At 41.9% G+C, this 12,425-nt stretch carries 12 protein-coding genes and 1 pseudogene; 8 read left to right on the forward strand and 5 right to left on the reverse strand.

All coding sequences use genetic code 11. The annotated features are described in order from the left end of the window. Positions 1 to 110: 110 nt before the first annotated feature. Entirely contained in the window at positions 111 to 1,097 is a 987-nt protein-coding gene (gene ebgR, locus R7E51_RS13370) for a transcriptional regulator EbgR (RefSeq protein ID WP_025768213.1), read from the forward strand. A gap of 170 nt (positions 1,098 to 1,267) precedes the next feature. On the opposite strand, the gene R7E51_RS13375 is transcribed toward ebgR, so the two are convergent. Continuing rightward, the gene (locus R7E51_RS13375; RefSeq protein WP_021034022.1) at positions 1,268 to 2,185 is read right to left on the reverse strand and encodes a LysR family transcriptional regulator; all 918 of its coding nucleotides are present in this window, start codon (positions 2,183 to 2,185) and stop codon (positions 1,268 to 1,270) included. 112 nt (positions 2,186 to 2,297) lie between these two features. Between R7E51_RS13375 and chrA the strand changes: the two genes are divergently transcribed. Beyond that, the gene (gene chrA, locus R7E51_RS13380) at positions 2,298 to 3,437 is read left to right on the forward strand and encodes a chromate efflux transporter (protein ID WP_206957694.1); all 1,140 of its coding nucleotides are present in this window, start codon (positions 2,298 to 2,300) and stop codon (positions 3,435 to 3,437) included. A 123-nt stretch (positions 3,438 to 3,560) separates the two neighbouring features. Here the strand turns inward: chrA and R7E51_RS13385 are convergent, their stop codons facing one another. Next, positions 3,561 to 4,205: a helix-turn-helix transcriptional regulator gene (locus tag R7E51_RS13385; RefSeq protein WP_005380169.1), complete on the reverse strand. Its 645-nt coding sequence runs from the start codon at positions 4,203 to 4,205 to the stop codon at positions 3,561 to 3,563. Positions 4,206 to 4,773: 568 nt separating this feature from the next. Between R7E51_RS13385 and R7E51_RS13390 the strand changes: the two genes are divergently transcribed. Genes R7E51_RS13390 through R7E51_RS13405 form a run of 4 tightly spaced genes read left to right on the forward strand, consistent with a single transcriptional unit; the run spans position 4,774 to position 7,351 of the window. Then, positions 4,774 to 5,703, forward strand: coding sequence for a hypothetical protein (locus tag R7E51_RS13390; protein ID WP_005391691.1), 930 nt, complete (start codon positions 4,774 to 4,776; stop codon positions 5,701 to 5,703). A gap of 20 nt (positions 5,704 to 5,723) precedes the next feature. Further along, the gene (locus R7E51_RS13395; protein WP_005380167.1) at positions 5,724 to 6,047 is read left to right on the forward strand and encodes a hypothetical protein; all 324 of its coding nucleotides are present in this window, start codon (positions 5,724 to 5,726) and stop codon (positions 6,045 to 6,047) included. A gap of 5 nt (positions 6,048 to 6,052) precedes the next feature. After that, positions 6,053 to 6,730: a C39 family peptidase gene (locus R7E51_RS13400; RefSeq protein WP_005380165.1), complete on the forward strand. Its 678-nt coding sequence runs from the start codon at positions 6,053 to 6,055 to the stop codon at positions 6,728 to 6,730. A gap of 54 nt (positions 6,731 to 6,784) precedes the next feature. After that, the gene (locus R7E51_RS13405) at positions 6,785 to 7,351 is read left to right on the forward strand and encodes a hypothetical protein (protein ID WP_064376472.1); all 567 of its coding nucleotides are present in this window, start codon (positions 6,785 to 6,787) and stop codon (positions 7,349 to 7,351) included. Positions 7,352 to 7,575: 224 nt separating this feature from the next. Here R7E51_RS13405 and R7E51_RS13410 read toward each other — a convergent pair whose 3' ends face one another. Then, positions 7,576 to 8,571: a transporter gene (locus tag R7E51_RS13410; RefSeq protein WP_005380160.1), complete on the reverse strand. Its 996-nt coding sequence runs from the start codon at positions 8,569 to 8,571 to the stop codon at positions 7,576 to 7,578. Positions 8,572 to 9,047: 476 nt separating this feature from the next. Here R7E51_RS13410 and R7E51_RS13415 point away from each other — a divergent pair, with 476 nt between their 5' ends. Further along, on the forward strand, positions 9,048 to 10,739 hold the full coding sequence (locus tag R7E51_RS13415) for an AMP-binding protein (protein WP_206957696.1): 1,692 nt from the start codon (positions 9,048 to 9,050) through the stop codon (positions 10,737 to 10,739). Between the two features lie 68 nt (positions 10,740 to 10,807). Here R7E51_RS13415 and R7E51_RS13420 read toward each other — a convergent pair whose 3' ends face one another. Continuing rightward, a complete protein-coding gene (locus R7E51_RS13420) occupies positions 10,808 to 11,017 on the reverse strand; it encodes a DUF1127 domain-containing protein (protein WP_005380156.1) in 210 nt (69 codons plus the stop codon). Positions 11,018 to 11,114: 97 nt separating this feature from the next. Between R7E51_RS13420 and R7E51_RS13425 the strand changes: the two genes are divergently transcribed. After that, positions 11,115 to 12,062, forward strand: coding sequence for a LysR substrate-binding domain-containing protein (locus tag R7E51_RS13425; protein WP_170893994.1), 948 nt, complete (start codon positions 11,115 to 11,117; stop codon positions 12,060 to 12,062). Between the two features lie 96 nt (positions 12,063 to 12,158). Here the strand turns inward: R7E51_RS13425 and R7E51_RS13430 are convergent. Then, positions 12,159 to 12,425 (reverse strand): annotated as a pseudogene (locus R7E51_RS13430) (elongation factor G); the annotation flags it as partial.

The following is a 12,425-nucleotide window of genomic DNA, read 5'->3' on the forward strand; positions in this document are numbered from 1 at the left end:
ATTTAAAGTGTTTAGGACTGTCTTACTAAAGGTTTGTGCATATCTAAGTAGCTGTTTAAAATAGTCAGATTATTGAGCTCACACTTGGGCAGTGCCAACGGGAAATTTACATGGCAAAGCTAAAAGATATCGCCATTGAAGCAGGCGTCTCACTTGCAACCGTATCGCGGGTTTTGAACAACGACCCAACGTTGAGCGTTAAAGAAGAAACCAAATACCGCATTTTGGAAATTGCAGAAAAACTGGAGTACCGCACCAGTAGCTCGAAGAAAGGCATCAAAGAAGCTAAGCAAAAACATCACTTTTTAGCCTTATATAACTACAAACAAGAAACAGAGGTGAATGACCCTTACTACTTATCAATTCGTCATGGGATTGAAACGCAATGCGACAAATTAGGTATTACGCTAACCAATTGCTATAACAGTGAAATTGATGTTGAAACGAAAAAGATAACAGGTGTCCTTTTAGTCGGAAATGTCGACCAAAAGGTAGTAGATAAATTACCTAAACGTCTAGCCGATAGCATTTGCTACATAAACTTTTCAGATCCAACCTGCCCTTATGATTGCGTTGATGTCGACCTTATTCGAATCAGTAGGCAAGTAGTTGATTTCTTTGTACAACGAGGCCACCGCCGCATCGGTTATATTGGCGGTCAAGACAAGCACGACGCAGCTGACACTCGTGAAAATGTGTTTTTGGACTATGGCTATCTAAAAGGCGTGGTCGCAGAACATGATATACACTATTGTGCCTGCTCTAGTTTGTCCGGTTATAACTTAGCGAAAGAGATGCTAGCCAAAGGTGACTTCCCGAAAGCAGTATTCATTGATTCAGACTCCATCGCGATTGGCATAGTACGTGCAATCCATGAATTTGGCTTAAAGATACCAGAGGATATTACGCTGATTAGTATGAATGATATTCCTACTGCTCGCTTTACCTTTCCGCCGTTGTCTACAATTCGTATTCACTCTGAGTTGATGGGAACTCAGGGAGTGAACTTACTAGTGGAAAAATACCGAGATGGACGCTTACTCCCTCTTCATGTATACGTTCAAACAGAGCTTAAACTACGTGGTACAACTCAATGATACCTTTTCCATTAATCTCTTTTATGAATTAAATCTGGAACATCCCCCCCTAACCCAAGATATTCATTTTGCACAATCAGTACTGTTTCGGCGTAACGCCGATAACTCAGCGGGTAGTAAGAAGTTCAACAACAAATCACTCTAAGCACCATGAGTGCCCCAAATGTTTATCATTTAGAGGTGATGGTCGAAGAAACCAACTCGCGTAGCCAAATGCCTTTGTCTTCATTGTTTCGGCTGGAATGCCACAGCATGGCAATATCAAAATCCGCAACGGCGATCGGCGGCTTAACAGTAATGAGATCGTCCGAAAAGCCCTCCGCCAACGCCATTTTTTCTGGCACGATGGCAATGAGATCGCGCTTTTTCAATAGATGCCGAATAGTGAGAAAGTTGCGCGACGCCACGGTGACTTTGCGGCTCAAGCCATGTTCTGCGAGCTTTTGGTCTACTTGTGTCTTTAAGCTCCCATCGGGACTTACCAGAGCTTGCTCGATGTTCGCGAACGCTTCCAGAGACAGCTGTGTTTCCCCTTTCAACACCTGTTTATCACACATGCACACGTGTTTTTCGGTGTACAAGTACAAGCTCTCAAAGTTGTCATCCAACACCGGCATGCTGCCAATAATGACATCGAGCTTTTCGTGCTCAGTTAATGCCACGTAGTTGCTACGATTGACGTTAATAAAACTGATCTGCGCCTCTGGGGCGCGCTGGCGTATTTCGTCATAAAGCCGAGGAGCAAAGATAAACTCGGCATAATCCGTTAACCCGATGCGACATACACCCGCGTAATTTTCAGGTTGGAAGGCAGACTTAGTGAGCAAGTCTTTGGCGATAGAATCCAACAAGTGATGCACCGTTGGCGCGATGTGGTGAGCGTGCTCGGTGGGCTCCATATTGTGCCCTTTTCGCTCAAAAAGCGGGTCGTCAAACAACAACCTTAAACGAGACAAACTATGACTCATCGCCGACTGGCTAACGTAACTTTTCTCTGCCGCGACGCTAACGCTTCGATAGCGATACAAGTAGGAAAACGTCACCAATAAGTTCAAGTCAATGTTGCGCCACTGAATGTCCTCTTTCACTCCAACATCCTCATCCCATTTCATTCATAGATGAAATTAAAATCATCAATTTGAGTCATTTTAGAGCATTCGATAAATTAGCAACAATGCTTTTTAGATAAACAGGCTCGACATGTTCACCATATTCAAAACTTTTTTCTGGCTGGGTTGGTTCAGCTTCGGCGGCCCGGCGGCTCATATTGGTTATTTTCGCCAAACATTTGTTGAGAAACTGAAATGGCTTGATGACAGCGAGTACGCGCAAATTGTCGCGCTCAGTCAGTTTTTGCCGGGACCGGGCTCAAGCCAAGTTGGCTTTGCTTTAGGCTATAAACGTGGCGGTTTAGGTGGCGCATGCGCAGCATTTGTCGGATTCACGCTTCCTTCAGTGGTCATCATGTTGGCGCTGGCGATGGTGAGCAGCCAAATCACCGACACCGCAGTGTTCCAAAACATCGTTCACGGCCTAAAACTGCTCGCAGTCGTCGTCGTGGCGGATGCGACTTGGGGCATGTACAAAAACTTCTGCCAAAGCAAACTGACCGCGGGTTTGTGCATCGCGACTGCGATTGCGTTGCTGGTGGCACCAAGCATCATGACGCAAATGTTCGTGTTGATCGCAGCAGGTTTTGTCGGAATGCGATATCTGAAGAAAGACTCCGCGCCATCAGCCGAGTCGTTTAAACCGTCTATCGCGGCATTGGCTCTATTTGCGATGCTTTTACTCGGCTTACCGTTAGTGGCTCATACGTTACCTTTGCTTGGGCTGTTTAGTGATTTTTTCCAAGCTGGTAGCTTAGTGTTTGGTGGCGGTCATGTGGTTCTGCCGCTTCTGCAAAACATTGTTGGCGACCAGCTCAGCCAAGATGCATTTTTAACAGGCTACGCCGCTGCACAAGCTGTACCAGGGCCAATGTTCACCTTTGCGACTTTTATCGGTTATGAGCTTTCGGATACGCCAATTTTAGGTGCGCTGATCGCAACGCTTGGCGTATTCCTCCCAGGGTTTCTTTTACTACTTGGCGTTCTTAAGAACTGGCAAGCACTGGCAGGAAAACCGCTGGTCTCCGGCGCCATCAACGGTGTAAATGCCTCGGTAGTAGGGTTACTACTCGCGGCACTTTACCAGCCAGTATTTAGCAGCGCAGTTGTTGCTCCCATCGACATGGCGTTAGTGGTTGCAGGTTTTTATCTACACAAAAAGATCAACCTATCGGTGCTATGGATGATCGTGTTTTTTGTGGCAGCAGGCCTTGTCACGGGCATGATTTAGCCTGCTGATACACCAACTATTGAATCTAGATAAACCACGGGCACTCAAATACGAGTGCCCTTGCTTAGATTAGATAGTGAAAACGGAACAGACCCCGATAAAAAGAGCATCACAAATTGTGACTTAACTTCTCTCGGTTAAGCCATTGTTCATTCTTACCAACTTAACTGCATCATGACGAGAATGGACATCGAGTTTTTTGTACAACTTGTATATATGGCTTTTCACTGTACTTTCAGATAAAAAAAGTCTTGAAGCAATTTGTTGATTTGAAATGCCGTACACAAGTAGCTCTAGAATCTGTTTTTCTCTGCATGTTAACTCATCATGCTGCTGTTCTTCGGACAAATTTGCATGCCGATAATTGAGGACTAACTTCTCTAGGTACATTCTTGGTAGCCACAACCCACCTTTCAGTACGTATTCCGCGCCATCACATATATGTGTCACTGATGCACTTCGGAGCAAAATTCCTTTTAACAACTTCCAATGCAGTAAGTCCGTTTGTACTTTTTCACAAGGGACGTTGTGAAGCATAAAGGACCACCCAAATAGATCAAAATCTGGTAACTTTCCTTGCACTTCAAGCTGACGCATAAAATCGTAATCAATAAACATCAAATCGATACTGAGTGAGTGACTTCTGAACACCACTTCATCTGGTTGCATTATCTTTACATCGACATCATGAATGGAAGATAGTTGTTTTTTTATTAAGTTACTTTGTAAATTACTCTCAGCTAGCAGTATCAAGTGCTTCTTTTCCATAGTCCCACCACATTAACTTACCTGTTTCACCAACCCCCGTTAGAAAATTAATTGGGGATAGCAAAGAGAATTTATCTTCATTTTAAGTAGAAAATATAGCACTTCAGAATGATATCGCATTGCTTTTCAGCACCGAAAAAGACTTAAAAAGTATGAACCTGTTGTGTTTTTATCCATACTTTTCAACCTGTGTTAGCATAAGGATATGATTTATAATATTAAATAATAAAGATAATAATTGGATAAAATACCATTTATAAAAAATGGATGACTGCTCCGCTCAGTGCAATAGAACGAATTACTTCTTTATATTGGCTTCATTTCATACTTGATGAGTACTTAAAGTAAATACAAAAAATAACATTATGATTATGTTATTTTTTTCTTTAACACCTTAAAGAGACGCACCTAAATACTCCCTTCCAGCCTGAATCATTCTCAATAATGAGAACAGCTTTCACTGATCCTTTCTTATAATTTCATCGCTTCCCACAACATTTGAAGGAAGCAGCAAGAAGTTAAGTGCAGTCATTTTTAATCAGGAATAACAGGAAATGGAGTAATCGTTATGACTCTAAACAAAACAGGGCTTGCTTTAGCAATGTCAGCAATTTTATTTAGTGGCTCTCTAATCGCGAATGAGATCGATGATGGAGACGACAACATGCAATGGACTGACAGCGCTAATACCGATATCGGTTTATCTGGCAGCTTCAATGATAACAGTGACAATAGCGCATCTCTCGGTGTTGGTGATAGCTTCAACGACAACAGCGATAATAGTGCGTCACTAGGTATTGGTCATAGCTTCAACGACAACAGCGACACTGACAACAGTGCAACTCTTGGTGTTGATGACAGCTTTAATAACAACAGCGACAACTCAAACTCGAGCACTAACACAGCTCAAAGCCACAACGACAATAGTACGTCTAACGCTAACGACAACAGTACCAGTGCTGATCTTGATGTGAGCCTAAATAGTGATAGTAGTGATTCAAGTACTAACACAAATAGAAGCCACAACGACAACAGCGACTCTAGTACTACTGTAAGACGTAGCAACAACGACAACAGTGACTCTAGTATCAACAGTAGCTTTAACGATAACAGCGATAATCGTAATCAAAGCGACAACCGTAACCAGAGTGATAACCGTAGCTACGCTGATTCAAGCACAACAAACTCGAACAGCTTTAACGACAATAGTAACTATCAAAGTGACTCGAGCTCAACAAATGTTGATAGCTTCAATCAAGTCCATATGGATACAGATATGGTTGTTGCGAGCTCAAGCCTAATGGGTGGTGTTACAGGTGCATCAGTTATTTATGCAACTAACGCGGATGATACTCGAGTTCGAGTTGAAAACATGAACACCCTTGGTGGTCTTGGTGGTGCAGCTGGTATTACTACCGTTGGTCAGAATGCTGGTTCAAATTCACTTGTACAACAATCTGTTACAACTAATGCAAGTGTGTTTACTGGGGGTGAGTAACCGACTAGTAGGAGAAAGCGATGCGTTTGGCAATCTGTACTTTGAGTATGATAGTTGCCTGCACTGCACTCGCTGATGACATTGCATTATCTGGCGGAGAAGTTAGCTTGGATATCATGAATGAATCAAGAGGTGGACAAAATGTTGAACTCGACTTGGTTTATGCAGAATCAGATATCAATGGTATTTCGTCAGATAATGTCGCGTCAAACACCGTGAGTGGTAACAATATACTATCAAGTGGAGCGTTCGCAGACAGTTCGGGTATATCCAACGTAATTCAGAACAGCGGAAACAACGTTTTAATCCAGAACTCTACCGTCGTTAACCTGACACTCAAGTAAACAATATGAAAGTATTAAATAACTTAATTTGGCTGATGCTCGTTTATTCAGCATCAGCCATTTCATTAGAACTGCTACCTTACCGAGCACATTACTCTGTTCCTGTTAAAAGCTACAAAGAAATAGTGTTCGGTGATGTTTTTCGCCAACAGTATGACTTCAGCTGTGGCTCTGCCGCCCTGGCTTCTCTTCTCACTTTTCATTATGCAACAGAGTCATCTGAACAAGATATCTTCAAAAGCATGTTTGAAAAAGGTGATAAAGAAAAAATCAAAGAGAAAGGTTTTTCTTTGTTGGATATGAAGTTTTACTTGGATTCCATAGGGTTACGTTCTGACGGCTTTCAAGTAGGACTGGAGAAAATTAAAGAAGTCGGCGTCCCTGGGATTACTCTCGTTAATTTCGACGGGTATATGCATTTTGTTGTCATCAGAGGTATAAACAATCACTCAGTTATTCTAGGAGACCCTTCTAGAGGAACCATGATAATGAAACTGGATGAGTTTGAAAAATATTACCAAGGAATTGTGTTACTGGTCCGTAACGAAGCGGAAATGGGACGGTCTAGCTTTATAACCAATGATAATTTCACCGTATATCAAAGATCACCATTAAAAACAGGAGTGTCTAGAGATTCCTTAGGGGTATTTAGCATTACTCTCCCAGTTTCCGGTGAAAATTAATATAACATTGTTTTAAATAACTTTAAGAACTTAACAACCTGAAAGGCCTACATTATGAACTACAATAAATTTTTGTTAGTGCTTTGTATGCTAATACCTCATTTTAATGTGAATGCTAAAGATGTTGGCCTGCAAGAACTTACCCCTCTTTCAAATTCATCTTTAGAAGAATATCGAGGTGGTTTCCAAATTACGGACGAGTATATTATTAATATTGGATTAAGCATTACTACGACTATAAATGGCGATGATATTTTGAACACAAACATTGCCAACTTAGTAATTGAAAATGGTAATTTAAAAAACATTAGCGCAAATAGTGAAAATCAAAGTGGAGATGTTTTCAACCAGGGTATTGTTAACATCATACAATTTGGTGAAGGCAATATTATTGGAGATGATTCTATAGATTCACCCAAAATGCCTTCGTCTCAAAATCCTAATATAATAAGTTCAGACTTTATAAATTCAAGTATTATCAATATTATTCAAAACACGAAAGATAACAGTATTATTGGACTTAGCACGCTCGTAGACATTGATGCTCAAGTAAATGGGGTAATACGGGAAATCAAAGCAAACCAACAATTAGAAGACGCCTTATTGAACCACCTTCAATGAGCATTTCCATTTTTATCTGAAAAATTGTCACGTTAAGCTTCTTTGATATTAGAAACGACTGATATCTATGATTACATACCAAAAGAAAGTTCGATATATCAATCGGCCACCATCATTTAAAGAATATATACCTACTTTATCCAATATAATCCAATCAATTTATAATGCGAACACTAGGCGCTAACGATAAATTAGGCCCAAGACTCAAGGGCCTAATATCCATTTTACAAATTAAAAGGTACTCGTACTGTTAATTGAAAGTCGGGAGTATCTTCTGTAAGACCAGCTTGAGCACTAACATTGATAGATGAGCGTTCACTAAAGGCATAGTTTATACCAAAAGTTAATGCATCTAATTGAAGCAACTTAGCATCATCTGCCGATCTGCCATTTACTTTGCTTTTTAAAATAGTTTTATGGCTAAGTCCTAAAGAGAATGAAAGATCAGGATTCACCGCAAACCCCATTCCCCCTGAAAGAGAAATAGTGTCTCCAAGTTCAACATCAGCTTTTGTGTCGCCAACTGTAACAGTATCCTCTAAGTTATAAATATAACTTAGACTAGCGAACAAGACCGCAGGATCAACAGGGTGAATAAGAGATAGATTAGGCTCAAAACTCCAAAAACCCGAACCTGTAGGGACATCACTAAATGAGTTGCTTCCATCTTCAATAGAAACATCATAAGGCGATCGTCCTGTATCCGACTTTACTCTAAGGCCACCTACCCAGTATGGCGCAGACTCAAAGTTAAACTGGTGCCTCAATGCGAACTCTACATCACCAAGCCCTCCGCCATCCACCGTTGTGTTTACTACTTCACTGTTTGAACCATCTTGAATGGGGCGCGTAGAAACTTGGTCATTACGATACACATACGGCACTCTAACTTCTAACTCTGTGGCGTTTGTTAAACCGTACCGAGCAGTTAATCCAACGGTTACTGTAGTCCTATCCGAATCACTCACTTCAATTCGCCCAACAATCAGAGTTGGTAAGACTGTATATCCAACAACAGATACTTTGTTTGAAGAGTTTTGTGTATAGCTCAAAGACGAATCAAATGACCATTTACCTTTAGGTGTGAGAACGCCTGGGCGCTCAATAACATCACCAACCGTTTGGGCGCGCTGAGGAATATCATCTCCTTCAGCACCATATGCATTCCCCGCAATGAATAAACTACAAAGATAGGTACCCAGTAAAGTCTTCCGTAACATCACATCTTTCCTTTTGCTGATGATCGTACCCAAGTAATCTCAGGCAATAGCTTGAGGTGAAGCTCCTAACTTTCCAAAGTAAGATTAGTATAGCTACTTCAAAACCACGACATACCTTTAAGTTTGGCGCTTTGAAGAAATTAGGAGACATTTATACTTATCTTCAACACTAAGCCACTAGTTAATAAATAATTAGGATAGATTCTATGTTTTCGCAATATTATTAATAAAATAAATTGCTTACCTGTGCTCTTAGTATGAAGTCGGTATGACATAACAGCTGAAAAGCCTGTTCTCTTTTGCGTAGCATCAATCACATTGCTTTTTAGATCGAGTCGCTCCGACTTCAACCATAACTAACGCTATCTTCCCCACATATTTCATCAAAATGCATTCCCGTGTCGCGATTTAACATGCTAAAGTTAACAATGCGTTAACAATTATAAATACAATGAGAAGACATGGAGTCACTTAAAATGAATCAGCCGAATCTAAATAGCGCTGCTGGTTGCGCTCTCCCACCACCAAATGAAATGATCCTCAAATGGGCTCAAGAGCGTCCAAATGAGGTCTACCTAAAACAAATTATTAACCGACAGTTTGTTGAGTACACATTCTCTGATGTTGCAGATCAAGCCTTAAAACTTGTCAGCGCACTACGCACGCTTGGTGTAAAGCCTGGCGACAAAGTCGCGTTAGTATCTAAAAACTGTGCAGAATGGTTTATTTGCGATCTTGCTATGATGCTTGGTGACTATGTCAGTGTGCCAATCTTTCCTACCGCCGGTGCAGACACCATCGAATACTGTGTGACTCATAGTGAAAGTAAAGCGATCATTGGCGGAAAACTCGATGATCCCAAAGCAACTCAGCAAGCCATTGATGCTATGCCTGAACTCATTAGCATCGCTCTACCTTATGACACGGCACCAAAGTGTAAGCACGAATACCAAGCGCTCATTGCTGATGCAGTGCCAAGTGAAGAGCGTCCGCAGCATTACGATGACAAGCTAATGTCGTTGGTGTATACCTCAGGCACATCAGGGTTACCGAAAGGCGCGATGCTAACTTACGGCGCATTCAGTTGGTCTGTTCAGCAACTGATCAATCATATTGGTATCCAAGAAAACGACCGATTGTTCTCTTATTTACCGCTCGCTCATATTACAGAGCGTGTTTATATCTTCGGTTCATCGATTATGGGTGGCGTGCCAACAGCATTTCCAGAGTCACTGGACACTTTTATCGAAGATGTGAAGATGCACCGACCAACTCTGTTTATCTCCGTCCCACGATTATGGACGCTATTCCAGCAACGTATTCAAGACAAACTTCCACAGAAGAAGCTCAATATTCTGTTGAAAATCCCATTCGTCAATTCTTTGATCAAGAAAAAGCTAGCAGATGGTCTAGGTTTAGATCAGGCTCGAGTATTAGGCTGTGGCTCCGCACCTGTATCGCCAGCGCTGTTGGAATGGTACCACTCAGTGGGCCTTGATATCACAGAGGCTTGGGGGATGACGGAATCATTTGCCTACAGCACGCTCAACTACCCATTTAGAGCTGACAAAATTGGTAGTGTCGGTAATGCAGGGCCAGGCATTGAGTTAAAAATCGCAGCTGATGATGAAATCATGGTGCGTGGCAAAGGGCTATTTTCTGGCTACTACAAAAATGACATTGCCACCCAAGAGTCTTTTGATTCAGAGGGCTGGCTACACACAGGCGATATCGGCGCTATCGATTCAGATGGTTATCTAACGATTCAAGGCCGTAAAAAAGATAACTTCAAAACCGCCAAAGGTAAATTTGTCTCTCCGGTTCCTATCGAGAAAAAGCTTTTCGAGTACAGTCGCGTAGAGATGATGTGTCTCATCGGTTTAGGGCTACCCGCTCCGATTCTTTTGGTTGTGCCACATGACTTCCCTAACTTTGATCGAGAGCGATACGCACGTACCACACGTAAAGTTATTGCCAGGATGAATCAAGAACTCGCCTCTCATGAGCAAATCAAAGGCGTGTTAATGATTAAAGAACCTTGGAGTATAGAAAATGGCGTACTGACGCCAACACTTAAAATTAAACGTCATGTGCTCGAACAAAAGTATCATGAGATAGGCCACAATTGGCCAAAAGATGAATTGGTCGTGTGGGAAGAAGACTTGTAATTTTGCTTGCACTCCTCAACACCATTGGGGAGTGCAGCTTAACTTTGAGCTTGAATCAAACTCATAGACTACTCTCTCCAGAATGGCTTACTCACTTCACAACTAATCTCCCTTTCACCTAATCCAATATCGTCCCAAAGGTGCTTTGGTAACTCTCTCAAGTGACGACGTGTCTTATAGTTCCTTCTCCAAGCCGCCAGTTTAGAATAAATTAACTGTAACCCGCTCTGATGGGCAGTAGGTATAGTACGCTCACAAGTGTGTGTCATGTTTTCCATTTCAGAGATTCCTATACAATGTTGACCACTTAATAATCAGCGACTACGCTGATATCCTCAAACGATAGAATCTGCCATAGAGTTAAGGAAAACTAATGTGAAAGATCGAATGCCTCCCTTACAGGGCTTGTATTACTTTTTCGTTGCAGCAAAGGAAGGAAGCTTTAAAACGGCAGCAAAAGAACTGTTTGTTACGCCAGCGGCCATTAGTCAGCAAATTCGTCATTTAGAAGAGTTCTTAGGCACGGACCTATTTGTTCGTCAGCACAGAAAAATCGTGCTCACACCTGAGGGAGAGCTACTGTTTACTCAGGCAGAAAGAGGGTTTGCTCATTTGCAGCAAGGGGTTAGATTAGTCAATCAAGATCCAAACCCGAACCACCTTTCGATATCAACACTCCCCTCTTTCGCTCATCATTGGTTGGTCCCGAAGATTACGGCTTTTCGCCAGCGTCACCCTGATATCGCCTTGCTATTAGAACCAACCAATGATTTGGTGTCTTTTCAAGATAGCCAGATAGATTTATGTGTTCGTTACGGTTTAGGAAAATATCCCAATTTAGAATCACAATGGCTGATGGACGAAGCTTTTTATCCTGCTTGTCATCCGGTGTATCAGAAAGAGCACGGGATCTATAACATCGAGGATTTAAGCAAAGCTGAGCTGATTGAAGATGTTTGGCCTGATCTTGATTGGAATATGTGGTTAGCAACCTTGGGTCACTGCGCAGCAAAGCCTACCTTAAAATACAGTGGATCACATCTCGTGCTTGAGGCTGCACTATCACTTCAAGGCGTCGCATTGGTAAAACACAGTTTAGCTCATCAATATTTTCGTTCTGGCAAATTGGTCCGAATTGGAGATATCGCCATCAAGCCCAATTTTGCGTATTACTTATGCGCGCCAAAAGGCTACTTAAAAAGACCTAAAGCTCAATTGTTTGCGCAATGGTTGAAGGAAGAAATAGAAATATTTGAAAAGTCAGTGGTACCAGACTTTAGGACCATTGACCTAAAAGGCAACAGTACTAGAACGGCATCATAACAATCATCAAAACAAACACGCTCTGCGTATAAGACTGCTAAATACAAAAAGCCCCGCACTAAGCGGGGCTTTCAAGTTATAGAGTTAACTTAAGAATTACTTCTTAGCGTTACGCTCTTTAACGTCAGCAATTACTTGCTCTGCAACGTTTGTTGGACATGGTGCGTAGTGTGAGAACTCCATAGAGAACTGACCACGACCAGAAGTCATAGTACGTAGAGTACCGATGTAACCAAACATTTCTGATAGAGGTACATCACCCTTGATACGTACGCCAGTAGACGCTGCTTGTTGGTCTTTGATCATACCACGACGACGGTTAAGGTCACCGATTACGTCACCAACGTGATCTTCTGGAGTGAA

This window comes from Vibrio sp. Vb1166 (assembly GCF_033338695.1).
Classification (GTDB): Bacteria; Pseudomonadota; Gammaproteobacteria; order Enterobacterales; family Vibrionaceae; genus Vibrio; species Vibrio alginolyticus.

Excerpts from the sequence above, each read along its gene's own strand:
- R7E51_RS13390 (WP_005391691.1), top strand. The coding sequence starts at position 4,774 with ATGACTCTAAACAAAACAGGGCTTGCTTTAGCAATGTCAGCAATTTTA.
- R7E51_RS13385 (WP_005380169.1), bottom strand. The coding sequence starts at position 4,205 with ATGGAAAAGAAGCACTTGATACTGCTAGCTGAGAGTAATTTACAAAGT.
- R7E51_RS13400 (WP_005380165.1), top strand. The coding sequence starts at position 6,053 with ATGAAAGTATTAAATAACTTAATTTGGCTGATGCTCGTTTATTCAGCA.
- chrA (WP_206957694.1), top strand. The coding sequence starts at position 2,298 with ATGTTCACCATATTCAAAACTTTTTTCTGGCTGGGTTGGTTCAGCTTC.
- R7E51_RS13420 (WP_005380156.1), bottom strand. The coding sequence starts at position 11,017 with ATGGAAAACATGACACACACTTGTGAGCGTACTATACCTACTGCCCAT.
- R7E51_RS13415 (WP_206957696.1), top strand. The coding sequence starts at position 9,048 with ATGAATCAGCCGAATCTAAATAGCGCTGCTGGTTGCGCTCTCCCACCA.
- R7E51_RS13410 (WP_005380160.1), bottom strand. The coding sequence starts at position 8,571 with ATGTTACGGAAGACTTTACTGGGTACCTATCTTTGTAGTTTATTCATT.
- R7E51_RS13395 (WP_005380167.1), top strand. The coding sequence starts at position 5,724 with ATGCGTTTGGCAATCTGTACTTTGAGTATGATAGTTGCCTGCACTGCA.
- R7E51_RS13405 (WP_064376472.1), top strand. The coding sequence starts at position 6,785 with ATGAACTACAATAAATTTTTGTTAGTGCTTTGTATGCTAATACCTCAT.
- ebgR (WP_025768213.1), top strand. The coding sequence starts at position 111 with ATGGCAAAGCTAAAAGATATCGCCATTGAAGCAGGCGTCTCACTTGCA.